This window comes from Streptomyces sp. NPDC026673 (assembly GCF_040638135.1).
Classification (GTDB): domain Bacteria; phylum Actinomycetota; class Actinomycetes; order Streptomycetales; family Streptomycetaceae; genus Actinacidiphila.
The window spans coordinates 1-18,773 of sequence record NZ_JBEZXR010000073.1 but is presented as its reverse complement, the minus strand read 5'-3'; the positions used below and the strand labels follow the sequence as shown (position 1 = coordinate 18,773).

Genomic DNA, 18,773 nt, shown 5'->3' with positions numbered 1-18,773 from the left:
GGCCAGGTCCGCGGCCCGGGACCGGCAGGTGGTGCCGAGGAGGCCGTCCGGCCTCACGCGACGCGCGCCATGTCGCGCACCCGCCCGTCGCGAACGACGATCTCGCGGTCGGAGTAGGCGGCCACCCGTGCCTCGTGGGTGACCAGGACGACCGCGGCGTCGGTGTCCCGGGCGGCATCGGTCAGCAACCGCATCACGCGTTCGCCGTTGAGGGAGTCCAGCGCGCCGGTGGGCTCGTCGGCGAACAGCACGCGGGGGCCGGTGACCAGGGCGCGGGCGACGGCGACCCGCTGCCCCTGCCCGCCCGAGATCCCGCCCGGCCGCCGGCCCGCGACGTCCTCGACCTCCAGGCGCCCCAGCCATTCGACGGCCGTGCGTGTGGCCTCCTTGCGGGACGTGCCGTTGAGCCGGAGCGGGAGCGCCACGTTCTCCGCGCAGGTGAGTTCGGGGACGAGTTGGCCGAACTGGAAGACGAAGCCGAACTCGCCGCGCCGCAGCGCGCTGCGCTGGGCGTCGTTCATGGCGGACAGCTCACGGCCCCGGTAGGTGATGGTTCCGGCGTCGGCGACGACGATCCCGGCGAGGCAGTGCAGCAGCGTGGACTTGCCCGAGCCGGAGGGGCCCAGCACGGCGACGACCTCACCGGGACGTATGGAGAAGTCGGCGCCGTCCAGAGCCTGTGTCGACCCGTAGCTCTTGCGCAGGCCGGTGGCGGCGAGCAGCGGTTCGGGGGGCGTCATGCGCGTATCTCCCCGGCGAGCCTGTCCAGGCGCGCCGCGGTCACCTCGAGCCAGCGCAGATCCGCTTCCAGATGGAACAGGGCGTGGTCGCAGATCAGCTGGTCGGCGAGGTCGCCGGTGCGTTTGCGCGCGGTCAGGTCGCGCATCAGCCTCAGGTGCTCCGCGCGCTGCACGTCCAGGATGTCGGCGGCGTTCCGGTCGGTGAGCAGGGCGAGGACGACCTTGGTGTACAGGGTCGACTGCAGATACGGCTCGGGCTTTTCCGGGGTGGCGAGCCAGTGCACGACGTCGGTGACGCCGGCTTCCGTGATGGCGTACCGCTTGCGTTCCGGGCCCTCGCCGGGCTCGATCGCCTCGACTTCGACCAGGCCGTTCTTCAGCAGGCGCGACATCGTCGAGTAGACCTGCCCGTAGTGCAGCGGGCGGTCGTGGCCGAATCGTTCGTCGAAGGCGCGCTTGAGGTCGTAGCCGTGGCGCGGCCCGGACTCGAGGAGGCCCAGAAGGGTATGACCGATGGACATGGCGCCACTATACATATGAGGTATACACGTCAAGTAGACGCGGTGTCCCCCTTTGCCGCGACGCGAAGAAGCAGCCGACAGGATCGGCCCTGACCGGAGGTGAGGGCAAGGCGGCCGGATGGCGGTGGCCCCGCCGGCCCGCCCGGCGCCACCCTGGTTCCCGGAGCAGTGGCCGCGTGGCGGGAGCGAGACATGAGGGACGCCCAACCTCCCCGCGGCGCCGACCCGCCGGACGACCGGGCGCCGGCCGGCGGCGCGCGGACCGGGCCGGCGAGCGGGCCCGCACATGACGGCGACGGGGACGGCACGGTCTGGTTGATCGGGCTGCGCCACCGCGCCGGATCGGGGGCGTTCGTCCGGCACTACTACGTGATCGCCGGAACGGTCGCGGCGGTCGAGGCTCTGCGCCGCGCACACCTGTCGGCCATGCGGCCCGCGGAGTGCCGGCTGCGCGGCGACGCGGCCGTCGACGCGACGTGGGCCGAGGTACGCCGACTGATCCATGACGCCCTGGGCCGGTTCCATCTCGTGGGACACGGGTACTGACCGAGCCGCTCCCGTCCGTCACCCTGTCTCGGGCCGCGGGCTGACGAGCAGCAGCGCGATGTCGTCGCGGCCCCCCGCGGTCCGCCGGGCCTCCCGGAGGAGCCCGTCGGCCAGATCGTCCAGCGACCCGGTGGGGGTGCCCGCGAGCCGGGCGGCCAGTTCCCCGAGGGCGGTGTCCAGATCCGTGCCGGGACGTTCGATGAGGCCGTCGGTGAACAGGGTGAGTACGCTTCCGGGTGGCATGGGCACCTCCGCGGTCCGGTAGTCCGCGGCGACGTCGACGCCGAGGAGGAGTCCGGGCGGCACGTCCAGGATCTCCGTGCGACCGGACGGATGGCGCAGCAGCGCGGGCAGGTGACCGGCGCTCGCCAGCAACGCGCGCTGCCGCGGCAGGTCCAGCTGGGCGTAGAGGCAGCTGGTGAACAGGTCCGTGTCGAGGTCCTTGAACAGGCGGTTGATCCGGGTGAGCACCTCGTCCGGCGCAGCGCCGGTACTGGCGTGCGTGTGCACCGCGGTGCGTATCTGCCCCATCAGCGCGGCCGCGTTGACGCTGTGCCCCTGCACGTCGCCGATGACCGCGGCGGCCGCCGAGCCGTCCAGGCGGATCAGGTCGTAGAAGTCGCCGCCGATGTCCATGCCGGTGGTGGCCGGGAGGTAGCGGGCGGCGACGCGCAGTCCGGGCACGGGCGGCAGGGAGTGCGGCAGCAGCGCGGTCTGGAGGGTGCGGGCGACCTGGTTCTTGGTGTCGTAGAGGCGGGCCCGCTCCAGGGCCTGGGCGATCATGCCCGCCAGCGAGCTGAGCGCGGCGCGCTCGTCGGGCGGGAAGGGGCGGGGGAGAGCGTAGGCCAGTACGCAGCAGCCGATCGTGCGCCCCGAGGCGTTGAGCGGGAGGAACGCCCAACTGCCCATCTTGGTGTACGGCGTGACACGGGGGAAGGCGTGCCGTATGGCGTCGACGTCGCTGAAGAAGAGGGGGGTGCCCGTCGCCACGGTCCGCGATCCCGCGGTGTCGACCGTGAGGGACAGGTCCCGGAAGAAGTCCTTGTGCTCCGGGAGGAAGCCCCGTGAGGCGACGTCGTGGAACCGTCCGCCGTCCGAGGTCAGCAGGGTCAGCCCGTCGGCCCCGAGGACGGGCATGATCTGCTCGGTGACGGACTTCGCCACGTCGTCGACGCCGACCGCCTCGGTGAGGGACGAGGCGATGTAGAGCAGGTGATAGAGGGCCCCGGCGCGGACCGGCGCGGTTCCCGAGGGGGTGGCGGGCGGGGGCTTGTTGCCCGCCGGGGCGGGGGCCGGCCGGAGGCGGATGCTGATCCCGGTGGTGTCGGGGTAGAGCCGGAAGGCCAGCCAGTCATCGGGGGGCCGCAGCGCGGTGAAGTCCGTGGGGAGGCGGCTGAACAGCGCGGCCAGGTAGGGGTCTTCGTAGGCGGGGTCGATGAGCCAGGGGAGCGACTCCCAGAGGCGGGTGTGCATCAGCGCGTCCTTGTCCCGGCCGAGCAGCTCCGCGGCCCTCGCGTTGAGGAAGGTGACGCGGCCCTCCAGGTCCAGGGCCAGGATCCCCTCGCGCAGGCGTTCCGTCAGCTCCGCCGCGGCCTGGGCCTCGGCCGGGGGTCTCGGCGGCGGCGGGTCCGGAGCGAGCACGCGGGGTACGGGGCCCGCCCGCAGCGGCCGCCCCCGCGCGGCGGCCTGCGTCAGCAGCGCGCTCATCCGCTCGGCGGTCCGCGTGACGGCGGCCCGTTCGTCCGGGGTGAGCCGGTCGGGACGGGTGTCGGGCCACAGCAGCTGCAGTACGCCGGACACGGTGCCGCCCGTTCTCAGCGGCATGACGTACATCGCCAGCCGGTAGGGGAGGGCGAAGGCCGTGCGCGGGAACCGCCGGGCCAGTTCGTCGTGGCCGTGCACCCACACCGGACGCCCCTCGCGTGCCACCGTGGAGACGGGTGCGGGTGTGGCCAGCGCCAGCCGCGACCAGGGCCGCACCACGCCGGCGGACAAGCCCGTCACCACGGCCAGGCGCAGCGCCTGCGAGTGCGGGACGAGCAGGAACACGCCGGCCGCGTGGGAACCGGTGGTTCTCGCCACATCCGCCAGTGCCCGGTCGAGTGCGGCCTCCTCGTGCGGCGCGGCGCCGTGCGCTGCGCGCTCGCCCATCACTCACCGGCCCCGCGCGGTGCCGGAAGGGGCGGGTCGCCGCGGGGGAACGCCTTCTCGGCGGGTCCGGGGCGCTCCCATATGTGGACGATAGTCCCCGCCGGCAGGTGTGGGCATCTCGGCCGGGCGCGGGGTGCGGGGCGTCGCCGGGCGGATCGGGACATGCTCCCCTCGGATCGGGCCACGTTGGATTCCCCGGGGCGGGCGGGAAGGTCTGGCCGCCACCGGTGGTTTAAATTTGCAACCACACGGACTCGCCGCCGCTCCTCCGCGGCGCCCGGACCCCGAGGAGAAGCCCCGCATGCAGTCGGTCGGATTGGACGCATCCGTGCTCGACACGCCCCCGGACGTGCTCGTCACGCCCCCGGACGTGGTCGTCCCGCCACGGCCGTCGCGCGCCGCGGCCGGGAGCGAGGGCGACGGCGCCCGGCGGGCGACGCGCATCGGGCTGATGTCGGTGTCCCTCGGTACCGCGGGGCTGGGCGGCGTCTGGCAGTCGGCGTCCGCCACGGTGTCCGCGCCCGTCGGGGTGAGCGACGTCCTCTTCGTGGTCAGCGGCCTGGTGTGGGTGGTGCTGCTGGCGCAGTACATCCGCCACGGCGGGGCCCGCTGGCGCAACCTGCGGGACGACCTCCACCACCCCGGCCAGGGCTTCGCCCTCGCCTACGTCCCGATCATCGGCATGCTCGCCACGGGCCACTTCGCCCGCTTCGGTGTCGACGGCGCGCGCTGGTTCTACGCGCTGTTCGCGCTCGCCGCCGCCGTCATCGCCGCCCGCCTTCTCGCCCACTGGGTGACCGGCGGCCTCAGTTCGGCCACCCTCCATCCCGGCTACCTCCTGCCGGTGGTCTCCGGGCCGTTCATCGCGAGCACCACCGCCTCCGCTGTCCGGCTTCCGGACGCGGCCTCGGCCGCGTTCGCGATCGGCGTCCTGTACTGGCTCGCCTTCGGCACCGTCATCCTCGGCCGCCTCGTCGCGAGCGGTCTGCCCGGTCCCGCCCGCCCCACGCTGACCATCCTCACCATCCCGCCGGCCGTCGGCGGCCTCGCGTGGACGTCCGCCCACGGCGGACGGATCGACGCCGTGGGATACGGCTTCGCCGGGCTGGTCCTCTTCACCGTCCTGATCGTCCTGTTCCTGCTGCCGCACGTACGCCAGGAGGCGTTCCACACCGGTTACTGGGTCTTCTCCTTCCCCGCGGCGGCCACCGGCAACTTCCTCGTCCGTTGGCTGCACGGCGCCGCAGTCCCCGGCTGGCAGGGTCTGACCTGGCTGGTGATCGCCCTGGTCAGCGCGGCGTTCCTCGCGCTGTACGCGGCCACCCTCCGCTACGCCGTCCGCGCCGCCGGCCGGCACCGGGCGGTCGCGGGGGCGTAGGGCAGCCCCAGGGCCGCCACCGGCGTGGCCGGTACTCCGGCGTAGTCCCGGCCACGCCGCCGGCCCGTTCCCGGTCCCTCGATCCAGGCATGCCGGAAGGGGCGACGGGGCGGGGCCGGGCCATGGGCTCACCGGAGCGCGGCCAGCACCTCGTTGAAGGCCTCGGTCGAGCTCGGGTGCGTGTAGACGGCGTCGCGCAGTTCGCTCGCCGTGACACCGTGCCGTATCGCCAACGCGACCGTGTTGATCAGCTCCTGGGAGTCGACGCTCAGCAGCGCCGCCCCGAGCACGCGGTCCGTGGCCGTGTCGACGACGAACTTCATCATGCCGCGCGTCTCCCCGACGATCTTCGCCCGGGGCATCGCGGCGATCGCGCCGACCGCCATCGCGGCGACCCCGACCTCGTACCCCTGCTCGCGCGCCTGCGCCTCGGTCGGCCCGACGCGCGAGAGCGGCGGCGTCGTGAAGACCGTGTACGGAACGGCCACGCGGTCCCCCGTCGTGCGGGTGCCCGGGCCCGTGAGCTGGTCGGCCACGATCCGGCTGTCGTCGAGCGAGATATAGGTGAACTGCGGCCCGCCGTTGACGTCCCCGACGGCGAAGACATGCGGCCGGCTGGTGCGCAGGTGCTCGTCCACGGCGATCGCGCCGGAGTCCGTGGTCAGGATCCCGGCGGCCTCGAGGCCGAGCCCATCGGTGGCGGGCCTGCGCCCGGTCGCGATCAGGACGGCGTCCGCCTCGGCGGCGTGGTCCTGCCCGCCGACTCGGTAGCGCACCGTGGTGTGGTCCGCCGCGTCGGTGACACCGGTGACCGTCGCGCCCGTCACAAGGGTCACGCCCTCGTCCGCCAGGATGCCCGCCACCGCGTCCGCGACATCCTCGTCCTCGCGGGGCATCACCCGCGCACCGGCCTCCAGGACGGTCACCTCGCTGCCGAACTTCCGGTACAACCCGGCGAATTCCAGCCCGAGATAGCCCGCCCCGAGGATCACCAGCCGGCCCGGCCGCTCCGGGTCCCGCACCAGGTCGGTGCTCGTCCTGGCGTACGCGCTGGCGCGCAGCCCCGGGATGTCGGGCACGACCGGCTCCGCGCCGGTGTTGACGACCACCGTGCCCGCCGTGACGAGCAGACGGTCGCCGCCCGCACTGACCTCGACCGTCCCGGGATCGACGAACCGGGCCCGGCCCGTGATGACCGTGACGGAGTCGACCGTGTCGAGCATCTCGAAGTTCTTCGCGCGGAGCGTGTCCGTCAGTCGGGTCGTGCTGCGGACGGCGTCCTTGAACGCCGGCTCCGGCGGATCGTCCGGGCGGAGTTCCCCGGCGCGGTGGATCAGCGCCTTGGTCGGTACACACCCGATGTTGATGCAGGTGCCGCCGTACATCGTGTCCGACTGTTCGACCATCGCCACGCGCTTGCCCAGACGGCCCATCCGCGCCGCGAGGGTCTTGCCGCCCTTGCCGAATCCGATCACGAGGAGATCGACGTCCATGGTGTCCATGGCTGTCACCTTGCCGCCCGCTCGGCGAGATGCCAAGATCGGTGAATATCGATTTCTATCGAGAAAGTCTCATGGACACTCTGAGTCGTGTGGTCCAGATGGCCCGGTTGCGCGGCACCGTCGACATCCGCTGCATGGTCGCCGGACGCCACACCCTGGACAACCCCGAGGGCGGGAACGGCCGCTCCCCGTTCCATCTGCTGCTCGCCGGGGAGTGCACCCTCGAGCTGCCGGACCGGCGGATCGCCCTGCGCGCGGGGGACTTCGTCCTCCTCCCACGCGGCACGGCGCACCGCGTGCACACGCGCGGTCCCGACCCGGACGAGCCGATCGAGCGCCGGGACCTCGGCCCGTACGCGCTGCTGCGCGGCATCCGCGCGGAAGACACCCCGGTGCGCGGAGCCGCCGTCGACCTCTTCTGCGGCCACTACACCTGGGGGCCGGGCGCGGGGCAGGTGCTGATGGGCATGCTGCCCGACGTGCTGCACGTCCCGCTCGGCACCGACGCCGGCGGCCCCCTGCCGCTGCTCGGTGCGTTCATGCGCGACGAGGCCAGGACGGTCGGCCCGGGCACGGAGGCCGTCCTCGACTCGCTCTGCGACGTCCTGCTGACGATGGCGCTGCGGAGCGTGTCCGGCGTGGGCCGGGCGGCCTGGCTCGCCTCCACCCGTGGCGTCGTACGGACCGTCACCGACGCGGTCGTGCGGGACCCCGCCCACGACTGGGGCATCGAGAAGTTCGCCGCCCTCAACTCCATGTCGAGGGCGACCTTCATCCGGCACTTCGGCCGGGAGACCGGCATGAACGCCGGGGAGTTCCTGACCCGGCTGCGCATGCTGCTCGCGGCGGAACTGCTCACGGAGACCGAGCAGCCCGTCGCCGCCGTCGCGGCCGCCGTGGGGTACGGATCCGAGTCCGCCTTCGGCCGCGCCTTCCGCCTCGCCGCGGGCGACACCCCCGCCCGGCTCCGTCGCGCGGCCCGTCAGGCCGTACGCGGGGAAGGCGTCTCCGTCCTGCGCCTGGGCCCCGCCGACGGCGGTGAACCGTCCCCGGGGTGATCGGTCAACGCCGTCGCCGCAGACGGCGGACCCACGTACGCGGCCCCCGCGAGGGGCCCGCGGCCGGGCGTTCCGCGAGGACGGACCGGGCCGGTCGCCACGGCCCGTCCGGCGACTCGAACGGCACCTTTCGCTCCGCCTGGGTGCGGATCTCCTGGTGCGCCTCGTAGGACGTGACACGGAACGCCTCCTCGTAGGAGGCCAGGGCGGCCGCGACCGCGTGCCCCGCGACACCGCGGCGCCGGATCACCCGCGCCAGCCAGGCGAACACGCCCATGATCGCCGCCAGTGCGGCCGCGACGATCAGACAGCCCAAGAGGTCATCCACGAGGCCCAGCCTAGGTGCGGGACCCTCCCGGGCGCGTCGGCCCGCCCGTCCGCTTTATCGGCCGATAAAGTCCGTTCATACGGGGCACAAACAGTCCCGGGTCACGGATGGTGCGGCGGAGGGAGGGCCGGGATGCTGGCGGTGGACGTGCGGCAGGCGCTGCGCGACGGGCGGACCGTGGAGGAGAGCGCGGCCCGGGCCTGGCGCTTCTCGCAGCGGACCGTCGCCCAGCACGGCGACTTCCTGCTGGCGTTCGTCGACGGCGGGGTCTGCGTCGGGGCCTTCGAGATCCGCGGGAGCCGTGCCGACGAGCGCACCGGCGGCAGGTATGTGTTCGAGCTGGCGCCGGCACGGCGTTTCCGTTGGGCGCTGGGCCGCAGGCTTCCGCTGCCCCCGGGCCGCAACCCGGCCCGTATCCTCACGGGACAGCACCTGCGCGAGTTCCTCGACGCGGAACCCCGCCGTGCCTCCGGAACCGGCCAGGACTGAAGCAGCGAAGGAGCCCACCGCCGCATGGCCAGCACGTCCGATCCCGTCGACGCCCTGCTGAAGTCGGGGCCGCGGCGGATCCGCCTGCCCGAGCCCGCCGAACGCTCCCGCCTGCGCACCGAGTACGGCCTGACGCAGGCCGAGGTCGCCGAGGCGCTCGACGTCACCCGGACGACCGTGGCCGGCTGGGAGGCCGGCCGCAGTGAGCCGCAGGGCGCCGCACGTGCCGCGTACGCCAAGCTGCTGGACGGCATCGCGGCCCAGCTCCGCGTCACCGGGCCCGGCCCCGCCCCGGTCGCGGCCCCCGAGGCGCCGCCGTCCTCGGCCGCCGCCCCCATGGCACGGCCCGTCCAGGCGCCGCCCGCTCCGGCGCGGCGGACACCCGCGACCGGGCCCGCCGCAACGCCCGCTCCCGCAGCGGCGGTCGTCCCCTCGGCAGCGGCAGCGGCAGCGGCAGCGGCAGCACGGACGCCGGCCCCGGCACCCACAGAGGCGGATCCGCGGTTCGCCAACGGCCCCCTCGCCGTACTCGACGGCGACGGCACCGCCTACTGCGCGGACGGCCTCCTCCTGCGCTGCCCGGCGGCCGACGTGCCGTCGCTGGTCGAGTGGACGCTCGCCGAAGCGCGGCTCGGCGCCCCGCGCCTGCACCGCAACGGCAAGGACTCCGACCCCCTGGTCGTGCTCACCGCCCAGGCCGCCGAACGCCTCGGCCTGCCCGCGGTGCTGGAGGACCGCAGGGCCCTGCGGCTGCCCGGGGACCACAAGGTCGTCCGGCAGATCACCCGCGCCAAATGGCAGCTCACGCGTCGCGGATTCGGCCCCTGGGCCCGCGTCTACCGCCCCGCGCAGGACGGCCGGCGCCACTGCGTGCAGCTCGCGGTCCTGTCATGGGGAGCCCTCGACAGCCGCTCCTGGGGCGACGCCGAACAACTGCCGCCGCCCGAACTCGCCCAGCTGCTGGCGGACTACGCGCACCGCGTCGTCACCCCGCGCGGCTCCACCGCCGTGAGCGGCCTGGAACTCATGACGGCCCTGCGCCCGCCGACCCGGGCCGTCAAGGACCCCGCTACCGGAGCGTGGGTGTCGGGGGCGAACCCCGGCGCCCTCACCGGTCCCGTGGACCCGGCGCCACCCGAGGCCCCCGACGAGCACCCCGTCGTGACCTCCCGGTTCCCGCGCGGGCACCGGCGCACCCCGGACGAGGTCCTCGACGAGGAGGCCTTCGAATGGATCCGGGACCCGCAACTGCTCACCGACGACGAGTGCGCGCGGAAGTTCGCGGTCGGGATCGACGTCAACATGGCGTTCGCCGCCGCAGCGAACCGCCTGAACGTCGGGCTCGGTCCCGCCGTGCACGTACGGCGGCCGCGGTTCGACAAGGCACTGCCCGGCTCCTGGCTCGTCGACCTCTCGCGGATCGCCCTCGACCCGCGCCTTCCGAATCCGTTCACCCCCGACGGCCGCCGCCCCGAGGGCCCCGCCTGGTACGCCACCCCCACCGTCGCCTACGCCGTCGAACTCGGCCACGACGTGAGCCCGGCCGAGGCGTACGTACGCCCCGAGCACGGCGCGTACCTCGACGCCTGGTACGGCCGACTGCGCGACGCGTACATGGCCACCATGGCCGAACTCGGCGTCGTCTCCGGCATGCCGGAAGCCGACTTCCTCGCCGCGATGGAGCACCACAAGCAGACGGACCCGGCCCGCGCCGCTCTCCTGTCCGCCGTCAAGGCCACGGTGAAGGGCGGCATCGGCAAGCTGCGCGAACGCCCCCAGGGCGCCGGCTACCGTCCCGGGGAACGCTGGCCCGCCCTCGACCGCCCCACGTGGCGCCCCGACATCCGCGCCGCCGTCATCGCCACCGCCCGGGTCAACATGCACCGCAAGATGACGAGGTTCGCCGCCGCCGGACTCTTCCCGATCGCCGCCCTGTCCGACTGCGCCGTGTATCTTTCCGACGGTCCCGGCCCCTTGGACTTCCTGCCGCGCACGCCTGAGGGGAAGCCGCTGCCCGGTGGTTTCCGGCTCGGCGTGTCACCGGGGATGGTCAAGCACGAGGGCACCCAATCCCTCATGTGGGCCGTGGAGTTGCTGGAGGACGGCCACAATCCCGCCCGCCACATCAAGGGCGGCGACGCCGCCCTCGACGGAGAGTAGGAGAACCCGGTGGGCATGCTCGGCGACGGCCTCGACAAGGCCACGGCGAAGACCCTCACACGCCCCGCCCCCAAGTCGGCGCAGGCCCAGATGCGGTTCCTCGTCAAGCAGGAGAAGGGCACCAGGGCCGTCGCCGCCCTGCTCGGCGTGTCGCAGCGCACCGTCGAGCGCTATCTGACCGGCCAGATCAAACGTCCCCGCAAGGACCTGGCTGGCCGCCTCGCGGCGGAGGTGGCCAGACGGTGGCAGCCCCGCGTCCGCGAACGCGCCAGGCAGCGCGCGGCCACCAGCGGCGGCATCGTCATCGAGACCCGCGCGCGTTTCGGCTTCACGGCCGCCCCGGGCTCCACCGACGACGCCCGCGTCCGCCTCGTCACCCAGGCCCTGCCCCCCGACTACGCCGCACGGCTGTTCGCCGCCCAGTCCGCGGGCGCCGGCGAGGACCAGCTGCGGGCCATCGCGGCGGAGGGCCTGCAGGAGGTCTACTTCAAGGACCGCGGTCGCCGCGCGCAGGGCCTGCGGGTCGACTTCACCGACATCGACTACGTCGAGTTCGAATTCTGAGGCCGCACCGCGGTTCCCGAATCGGGGACCGGCCGCTGAGCCGAAGCACGGTAGTCGTCACACATGCAGGCTGATTGTCACCAACTGGTGTGACTGAACGCTCTTGGTCATCCAACCCGGGCGGATCGGCCCCTTCGTTGGAGCGGTGGCCTTGGAGGACGGTGCGCCCACGGATCCTGGCTGTCGGTCGGCCTGAACGGGACGTTAGCCTCGGCAGATGATTCCCGTGCGGCCTCCGAAGGTGATCACACGCCACCGCAATCGGCGGATCCATGCCTACGTGGTGGACCCCGGGGTGTTCGGGGCACTGGAGCCCGCCGCGGTGTTCCAGCCGCGGCCCGGCGACGAGGTCGTGGAGTCGGCGGTCTGGCCCGATCTGGAGCGGGTCGTGTACACGACGCCGAACGGCGTCGTCTGCCTCACGCGCGCCGGTGGCCTGGTGTGGACATCGAACTTCGAGCCCTACTCGGACCGGCGCCATGGTCACCGGCCTGGCTGTGCGCTGTCCCTGGACGGCCGGACCGTATGGGTCTACCGGCCGGACGCGATGGCGGGACGCGGAGGCGGAGATCAGTGGGTCGTGCACGACGCTGATAGTGGGGCGGTCCTTGTCCGCCGGGAACTGGAGACAGTCGGGCACGGCGCCGGCCATTACGTGCACCCCGTGGACGGCAGCAACTACCTCGACATCGGTGAGGGCCAGGACGGCTCAGTCATTCTCAGGGGCACGGCCCGGGCCGGCGGCGAGGCGGAGTTCGTGACGTACCCGTGGTGGGACCGCTGCCTGATCGACCTGGCGCCAGACGGGCAGCAGTTCATGACCGTCGACCACGGGCAGGGGGATGTCGCCTTCCACCGCCACCCCAGCGGGCAAGTGCTCTTCACCCTGCCCGTCGAAGCCTTCGGATACGACCCGGAGGAGACCTTCGTGGAATGGAGCGGCGGCTACCTGACCCCAGACCTGGCCGTCGTCACACTGGGCGGTGAGGGCCAGGGCGAGGAGGAGTGGTTCCGCTACCACCTCATCGACGTGCGCACGGCCACGCTCAGCGGCGAGATCGCCGTCGAAGTGACCAACCCGTACGAACTGGTGCCTCTGGGCGACGGCTCCTGGCTCACCAACGGTCCTGACGGCACCCCCGTCCGCTGGTCGCACACTCCGGTGCCCTCCGCGCTGCCACAACCGGAAAGTTGATGGGCGATCACCCGCCCGCATCCGGGTTCACGCTGCCTCACATCCGGGCTCTCAGCACGTCGACCTCACAGCCCGGGGCGAAGGGGTCGAAGCCGTGCTCGATCAGCCAGCGAACCACCAGCAGGCTTCGCAACGACCACCACGCGTGGACCACGTCGAGGTCGACCTCGGTGCCGTAGCCAGCGATGACGTCGTTGAGGTGCTCCTCGTGTCCGAGGGTGAAGGTGGCGAGGTCGTACAGGGCATCACCCCGGCCCGCCTCGGACCAGTCGATGATGCCGGTGACCTCGTCGCCGTCGACGAAGAGGTGCGCGATCTGCAGGTCGCCGTGTGTGAACGCCGGAGTCCACGGCCGGAGCGCGGCCTCGGCGACCTGGCGGTTGCGGGCGACCAGGTCGGCGGGCAGGACGCCGTTCGTCACGAGCCACTCGCACTCGTCGGCGAGTTCCGCAGCCAGCGCGCCGCTGCTCCGGCCGGCCCGGCCGCGCCGGGCCGGCAACGGCGCGTCGTGCAGCCTCCGGATGGCGGCACCCGCCGCGGCCCACGCCGCCGGCGACCCGGTCGACGGCCCGCCGAGGCGCCCCAGCGTCGTCCCGGGGAGCGCGGCGATCGCGAGCACGGGCGGCTTGCGCCACAGGACCTCCGGGGTCGGGACCGGCGCGAGGGACATCGCCTCGACCTCGACGTCGATGCGCGCCTGATCGGCGTCCACCTTCAGGAACACGTCGCCGACGCGCAGGGTCGCGCGCTCGGAATGGGCGATGACGACTTCGACCTCATCCATGGGCGACCAGTATCCCGGGGAGGATCGCCGACGTCGCCGGGTTCATCGCGTGCGATGACGCGGTCGACCGCGTCCCGCTACCCGACGGCCTGGTGCGGTGGATCTCTCGACGGACCTCACCACATCACTTGCCCCAGTATTTCCTCAGCTGGCCTTCCATGAACGGATGCGGACTCGCACTCACATCGCCGGCGAAGGGGTGTTCGAGGACGAGGACGAGGGTGAGGCTCAGGCCCACCAGCAATGCGATCGACCCTACGAAAAGCAGCTGCACCTTGAGGTTCTCCACCCCGTAAAGCAAGGTGACCAGCATCACGACCAGCGCTCCCCCGTAGGTGAGGACCTCCAGAAGGGCGGGCAATTGCTGCGTTGCGGCCAGGATGCGGGTTCTGCGCTGTGCGGTCACATCGTTCAGCCGCTCCACCGATTCACTGTAGAAGGCCTGTTCGGAAGCGGTTTTCGGATTGTAATCCTGCAGCACTGTATACAATGCCTCGAGCTTGCCCGATGTCGCGCTGAGGCTGTTCTTTCCGTCGCGCATCAGCGGCCATGCATCCTCCACGACAGCGTGAACATAGCCCCCGATCGCTCGGTCCAGTTTTTCCTGGACATCGTCCGGAAACGAATGCGCGTTGCGGGAAATCACCGCGAGATCCGTGGCCTCCGAAGTCACCACTGATTGCACTTGCTCAAGTTCGGTCCACAGGGTCACGATGACGAAAGCAAGGACGATTCCGTAGATGGCTCCGAACAGTTCAAGTACCGTTCGGGACACATCATTGGTCACGCCATTGATCAACGCAGGAAAAAGGCGACGCGTGACCAGACAGGCGGCAAGCGAAACAACAACAACGCCTCCGACGATGAGAATCGTAAGGCCGGCCGTGTTCAGGTTGTTGAGCAGCCAAAGTCCCACGCGGGCGACTCTACCCAGCTCGCGGCCGTGTTCCGGGTCGGCACGACCACCGCCCGCCGCTCCGTCACCGGGGCAGTCGAATTACCGGCCGCGCCGGTTTCCCCGCCGACGCAGGCATTCTCCGCTGGGCCGACAGGGCGCATCACGGCGCGAAGGGCAGGGTCCGTATTCGTGGATGGGCGGTGGACCTCAGCTCTTGACGGCCTCTGCGATCCGCAGAGCGGCCTGGGCCGGTGTGAGGTGCGTCGTGTCGACGACCTCGGCCTCGCTGTGCAGCCAGGTGCGGGCCGCTTCGGCGTAGGGCTCGAGGTATTTGAGACGAAACGGAGAGTCGGGGCCGACAACAGAGTCGCCCGCGATGCGCGCGCGAAGGGTGTCCTGGTCGGCGTGCAGGACGAAGTGACGCACAGGGATCGCATGCCGGGCGAGGCCCGTGCTGATCTCGCGCCAGTACTGCTCGACCAGGACGGTCATGGGCATCACGAGGGTGCCGCCGGTGTACTCGAGTACGCGGCGTGCGGTCTCGACGACGAGCGGCCGCCACGGCGGCCAGTGCTGGAAGTTGTCCGTCCCGGGCAGCCCCGGAGTGATGTCCATGAGCGTCTCGCCGACCTTCTCGGCGTCGAACACCCGGGAATCCGGGATCAGTGGTTGCACCAGTGCGCTGGTCGTCGTCTTGCCGGCGCCGTGGGTGCCGTTGAGCCATACGATCATGTGGCTCGATGCTAGCGCTGCGCGGGCCGGGGGATCGATCCCGGGGCAGGAGCGCGGTCCTCAGGCAGGGTCACTGTGCGATGCGAAGGTTCGAAGCGGTATCCCTGGTGCCACCAGTCGACCGGGTAGAGCGACCGGGCGCCTCACGTGACGCGTGAACGGTCGACGCGCCCGGCTGCGCTCATCGCGCGCACAGCAGTTCCGCCATCACGGCAGGTGGCAGCGACGGGTTGGCCGCCGCCGCTTCCGCCACCGCCGGATTCGGATCGGAAAGCAGTTCCACGATGACCTGCGGCGGCAGTGCCGGGTGCCCGGCGGCGACGGGTCTGGCCTTGCCGTCCGCCAGGCAGGCGAGCACTGCCGAGGCGGGCGCCGCGTGATGCCGGACGACCTCACGGAACACCTTCCGCGCCGTCGGTTCGTGCCGGACCAGGTCCGCCAACAGCGCCGGGGCAGCGTCCGGGTTGGCCGCGACCCCGGCCAGGACACCGACCCCGTGCCGGGCGACCATGGCGCGCAACTGCGCTTCCGTGAGGCCGGGGTGCGGAGCGAGGGCCTTGACCACCTTCGCGTCGGGGTCGCCGGCCAGCCGATCGCGTATCCCGGGCGGCAGGTCGCGTCGTTGGGCCACGAGCATTCGCGCGGCCGGGTCGGGTGACGTGGCCAGCTCTTCGACCTCGGCGGGGGAGCAGGCGGCGACACGGGGGAGGAGGGTGGCACCGATCTTGCTGGTCCGGGCGAGGCGGATGAGCACGTCGAGCGGTACGCGGGGGTGTTGCGCGAGCCCGCGCAGCACGTGCGGATCACGGTCGTCGGCCATCACGCGGATCAGGACTTCGTCGATCGCGGGATTCTCGGCGAGGTCGGCGCGGATACCGGGAATGGGGTCCGAGGCGAGCCGTGCGTACGCCCGCCGGGGCAGGTCCCGACGGGCGGCGAGCGCCCATCGCAACAGCATGGACGGGTGGTCCACGAAGCCGACGACCGCTTCGACGGGGGTGGCCGGGTTGCACAGTGCCGCCTGCCGTATGGCGTGGAGGGCGGACTCGTGGAATCCGGCGCAGGAGGCGCCCGGCGGTAGGTCGCAGTCGAGCCGTGGGCACTGCGGATCGTGGACGAAGGGGGTTTCCTCGCGGTCACAGACCCGACAGCGGGACGCGGCGGGCAGCCCCTCCCCGGTCACCAGCGCCGCCAGTGCGGCGGGCGGCGTCGCCTCGTTGCACGCCACGGCCCGGCGGACCTCGGCGTGGGGGTGTGCCGCGAGCTTCTCCGCCGTCTCGGGGGTGGTCCACAACGCGAGCTCGGCGACGACGCCCACGTCCGGATCCGTCGAGAGCATGTCCACCACGTCGGACGGCAGGCCGGGGCAGGCCGCCAGCTTCTCCCGGTGCTCACGGACCGGGTCCGCCGCGAGGAGGCGCGCCCACTCCGGGCGGCCGGCACCTTGGTCGAGCATCGCGAGGGCGGCATCCGGCCGGACCGATGCGTCGATGTCGGCGGCGGTCAGCCGGCCCGCGTACGCGAGCTGTACCGCGCTCTCGCCGACGCGCTCGGCCAGCGCGACGGCCTGTGCCCGGCTGAGGTCGGCGCGGTCGGCGAGGCCCGTGGCGATGTCGTCGTCCGCGACGGCTATCAGCCGGTCGACCAGTTCGGGCGGCAGGGCCGGATTGGCGGCGAGTCCGCCCAGGATGTGCTGCACACCGGCATCCTGCCGGGAGCGTGGAGGAGAAGTTCGAGATTTTTCCCGCCGGCCCCCGCTGGTCCTGTCGGCCCTGCCCGTGGCGCCGAGGTGGTGCCACTTGGTGCCATCTGGCGCCACCCGGTGCCAGTCGATGCTCCAACGGCGGCAAGGGCGTGCGTGATGCCATCGTGGCCCAGGCCGCCATGACGGCGTTTTCGCAGGTCGAGTGGGGGGTCTTTGGGTCACGCCGATCCAGGGCGGCCCATGCCCTTGCGTGTGGCGCCATTGTGGTGCCACTATGGCGTCATGGACCTCACGCCATATGTCGAAACCCTGCGCCGCGAACTCGCGGTGGCCGCCGAAGCCGGCGGGGAGGAAGCCCGCGAGCTGGCCGAGCGGCTCACCGCTCCCCTGGAGTCGGCGACCCGTCTGACCATGCTCAACGTGCTCTCCGCCGCGATGGACGAGATCACCCGTGAACTCGCCCCCGGCTCGGTCGACGTACGGCTGCGCGGACTGGACCCCGACTTCGTGGTGACACTGCCGCCCGCCGGCGGCGGCCCCGCGGATGTGGGCGTCGCGCCCGTCGAACCGCTCAGGACCCCGGCCCCGGCCGAGGGCGACGAGGGCGGCACCGCCCGCGTCAACCTGCGCCTGCCGGCGCACCTCAAGACCCGCGCCGAGGAGGCCGCGAACCGCGAGGGCCTGTCGGTCAACGCATGGCTGGTCCGGGCCGTGTCGGCCGCGGTCGACGGCGGCCCGCAGCAGCGACCGACGGAGAAGACCCGCACCATCGGACAGAGCTTCACGGGCTGGGTGCGCTAGCCGCACCCGGACCCGCACCGCCCCACCCACACCACGTCCCACCAGCGGGGACGATCCGAAGACTCACCAGGACGGGACAGCCATGCCTTCTTTCGACACCCCCGAACCGATCTCGGTCACCGCCCACGTGGGTGCCGGCTCCGTCCGGTTCACCGCGAGCGACCGCCGCGACACCGTCGTGGAGGTGCGGCCCCTCGACCCGAAGCGGGACAAGAACGTTCGGGCCGCCGAGCAGACCGAGGTCACGTACGCGAGCGGCGTCCTGACCGTCAGGACGAAGGACCGCTATCTCATCGGCCCCACCGGCGCCGTCGATGTGACGGTCGAACTGCCCACGGGTTCGCGCGTCGAGGTGACCGGCTCCTGGACCCAGGTGCTGGGCGAGGGCCGGCTCGGCGAGGTCCGGGTGAAGACCTCGTCCAATGACGTCCGCTTCGACACGACCGGCCCGCTGGAGATGACGGCTTCCCACGGCTCGGTCATCGTCGACCGGATCGAGGGGGCCGCCGAGATCACCACCAGCTCCGGCAGTCTGCGCATCGGTACCATCGACGGTCCCGCGGTCCTGAAGAACTCGCACGGCACCACGACCGTCGGCGCGGCGATCGGCGAGCTGCGCGTGCGCGGCGCCCACGGCAACGTCGACATCGAGCGCGCCGAGAGCTCGGTCGCCGCCACCGTCGCCCACGGCAACCTCCGGGTCGCCGAGGTCGCCCGTGGCACCGTTCAGTTGGAGACCTCCTACGGCGCCATCGAGGTCGGCATCCGCGAGGGCACCGCCGCCTGGCTCGACGTCAGCTCCGAGCGCGGACAGGTGCGCAACACGCTCGCGGACTCGGCACCCCCGGAGAACACCGAGGACGCCGTCGAGGTCCGCGCCCGGACCCGCTGGGGCAACATCGACATCCGTCGCGCCAGGGCCTGAACGCCGGCCCCGGCACTTTCCCATCACCCCGTCACTTCAACCTCCGAACGGGAGGGCTCCATGGTTTCATCTGTCATGCCCACACCAAGGCGCGTGGTCAATCCGCAGTCGCCCGCCGCCGTCTCCGCCATCGGCCTGCGCAAGTCCTACGGCGGCAAGACCGTTCTCGACGGCGTCGACCTGGCCGTCCCGGAAGGAACGGTCTTCGCGCTCCTGGGGCCGAACGGTGCCGGGAAGACCACCGTCGTCAAGATCCTTTCCACGCTCGTGTCCGCCGACGGCGGGCAGGCGCAGGT

Annotated in this window: 19 protein-coding genes; 10 read left to right on the top strand and 9 right to left on the bottom strand. The window is 72.3% G+C overall.

All coding sequences use genetic code 11. From position 1 onward, the window contains the following. Positions 1-53: 53 nt before the first annotated feature. A complete protein-coding gene (locus AB0F62_RS34005; protein ID WP_361808420.1) occupies positions 54-740 on the bottom strand; it encodes an ABC transporter ATP-binding protein in 687 nt (228 codons plus the stop codon). Then, complete coding sequence (locus tag AB0F62_RS34000; RefSeq protein WP_361808417.1) at positions 737-1,261, bottom strand: PadR family transcriptional regulator; 525 nt, start codon at positions 1,259-1,261, stop codon at positions 737-739. Before AB0F62_RS34000 ends, AB0F62_RS34005 begins: the two co-directional genes overlap by 4 nt. A gap of 192 nt (positions 1,262-1,453) precedes the next feature. Here AB0F62_RS34000 and AB0F62_RS33995 point away from each other — a divergent pair, with 192 nt between their 5' ends. Beyond that, a complete protein-coding gene (locus AB0F62_RS33995; RefSeq protein ID WP_361808414.1) occupies positions 1,454-1,807 on the top strand; it encodes a hypothetical protein in 354 nt (117 codons plus the stop codon). 18 nt (positions 1,808-1,825) lie between these two features. Here AB0F62_RS33995 and AB0F62_RS33990 read toward each other — a convergent pair whose 3' ends face one another. After that, the gene (locus tag AB0F62_RS33990; RefSeq protein ID WP_361808411.1) at positions 1,826-3,958 is read right to left on the bottom strand and encodes a SpoIIE family protein phosphatase; all 2,133 of its coding nucleotides are present in this window, start codon (positions 3,956-3,958) and stop codon (positions 1,826-1,828) included. A gap of 301 nt (positions 3,959-4,259) precedes the next feature. Between AB0F62_RS33990 and AB0F62_RS33985 the strand changes: the two genes are divergently transcribed. Continuing rightward, the gene (locus AB0F62_RS33985) at positions 4,260-5,336 is read left to right on the top strand and encodes a hypothetical protein (RefSeq protein ID WP_361808409.1); all 1,077 of its coding nucleotides are present in this window, start codon (positions 4,260-4,262) and stop codon (positions 5,334-5,336) included. Between the two features lie 128 nt (positions 5,337-5,464). Here the strand turns inward: AB0F62_RS33985 and AB0F62_RS33980 are convergent, their stop codons facing one another. Next, positions 5,465-6,838 carry an FAD-dependent oxidoreductase gene (locus tag AB0F62_RS33980; RefSeq protein WP_361808406.1) on the bottom strand — a complete coding sequence of 458 codons (1,374 nt, stop codon included), beginning with the start codon at positions 6,836-6,838 and terminating at the stop codon, positions 5,465-5,467. Between the two features lie 71 nt (positions 6,839-6,909). Between AB0F62_RS33980 and AB0F62_RS33975 the strand changes: the two genes are divergently transcribed. Continuing rightward, positions 6,910-7,896: an AraC family transcriptional regulator gene (locus tag AB0F62_RS33975; RefSeq protein WP_361808403.1), complete on the top strand. Its 987-nt coding sequence runs from the start codon at positions 6,910-6,912 to the stop codon at positions 7,894-7,896. A 4-nt stretch (positions 7,897-7,900) separates the two neighbouring features. Here the strand turns inward: AB0F62_RS33975 and AB0F62_RS33970 are convergent, their stop codons facing one another. Next, positions 7,901-8,224 carry a hypothetical protein gene (locus tag AB0F62_RS33970; protein ID WP_361808400.1) on the bottom strand — a complete coding sequence of 108 codons (324 nt, stop codon included), beginning with the start codon at positions 8,222-8,224 and terminating at the stop codon, positions 7,901-7,903. Between the two features lie 132 nt (positions 8,225-8,356). Here AB0F62_RS33970 and AB0F62_RS33965 point away from each other — a divergent pair, with 132 nt between their 5' ends. The 4 genes from AB0F62_RS33965 (at position 8,357) to AB0F62_RS33950 (ending at position 12,632) form a co-directional block, all read left to right on the top strand. Then, on the top strand, positions 8,357-8,713 hold the full coding sequence (locus AB0F62_RS33965) for a hypothetical protein (protein ID WP_361808397.1): 357 nt from the start codon (positions 8,357-8,359) through the stop codon (positions 8,711-8,713). A 24-nt stretch (positions 8,714-8,737) separates the two neighbouring features. Then, positions 8,738-10,873, top strand: coding sequence for a helix-turn-helix transcriptional regulator (locus tag AB0F62_RS33960; RefSeq protein ID WP_361808394.1), 2,136 nt, complete (start codon positions 8,738-8,740; stop codon positions 10,871-10,873). Between the two features lie 9 nt (positions 10,874-10,882). Next, on the top strand, positions 10,883-11,437 hold the full coding sequence (locus tag AB0F62_RS33955; protein WP_361808391.1) for an XRE family transcriptional regulator: 555 nt from the start codon (positions 10,883-10,885) through the stop codon (positions 11,435-11,437). Positions 11,438-11,654: 217 nt separating this feature from the next. Then, on the top strand, positions 11,655-12,632 hold the full coding sequence (locus AB0F62_RS33950) for a hypothetical protein (RefSeq protein WP_361808389.1): 978 nt from the start codon (positions 11,655-11,657) through the stop codon (positions 12,630-12,632). Between the two features lie 37 nt (positions 12,633-12,669). On the opposite strand, the gene AB0F62_RS33945 is transcribed toward AB0F62_RS33950, so the two are convergent. The 4 genes from AB0F62_RS33945 to AB0F62_RS33930 form a co-directional block, all read right to left on the bottom strand. Further along, complete coding sequence (locus tag AB0F62_RS33945; protein WP_361808386.1) at positions 12,670-13,416, bottom strand: aminoglycoside phosphotransferase family protein; 747 nt, start codon at positions 13,414-13,416, stop codon at positions 12,670-12,672. A gap of 124 nt (positions 13,417-13,540) precedes the next feature. Continuing rightward, positions 13,541-14,332: a DUF4239 domain-containing protein gene (locus AB0F62_RS33940; protein WP_361808383.1), complete on the bottom strand. Its 792-nt coding sequence runs from the start codon at positions 14,330-14,332 to the stop codon at positions 13,541-13,543. Positions 14,333-14,521: 189 nt separating this feature from the next. Next, positions 14,522-15,046, bottom strand: a complete 525-nt coding sequence (locus AB0F62_RS33935) for an ATP-binding protein (RefSeq protein ID WP_361808380.1) — start codon at positions 15,044-15,046, stop codon at positions 14,522-14,524. 181 nt (positions 15,047-15,227) lie between these two features. After that, the gene (locus tag AB0F62_RS33930; RefSeq protein ID WP_361808377.1) at positions 15,228-16,745 is read right to left on the bottom strand and encodes a hypothetical protein; all 1,518 of its coding nucleotides are present in this window, start codon (positions 16,743-16,745) and stop codon (positions 15,228-15,230) included. Positions 16,746-17,033: 288 nt separating this feature from the next. Between AB0F62_RS33930 and AB0F62_RS33925 the strand changes: the two genes are divergently transcribed. The 3 genes from AB0F62_RS33925 to AB0F62_RS33915 form a co-directional block, all read left to right on the top strand. Then, on the top strand, positions 17,034-17,552 hold the full coding sequence (locus AB0F62_RS33925) for a hypothetical protein (protein WP_361808374.1): 519 nt from the start codon (positions 17,034-17,036) through the stop codon (positions 17,550-17,552). 82 nt (positions 17,553-17,634) lie between these two features. After that, on the top strand, positions 17,635-18,477 hold the full coding sequence (locus AB0F62_RS33920) for a DUF4097 family beta strand repeat-containing protein (RefSeq protein WP_361808371.1): 843 nt from the start codon (positions 17,635-17,637) through the stop codon (positions 18,475-18,477). A 75-nt stretch (positions 18,478-18,552) separates the two neighbouring features. Further along, on the top strand, positions 18,553-18,773 hold a 221-nt coding region (locus tag AB0F62_RS33915; RefSeq protein WP_361808368.1), incomplete at its 3' end, for an ATP-binding cassette domain-containing protein.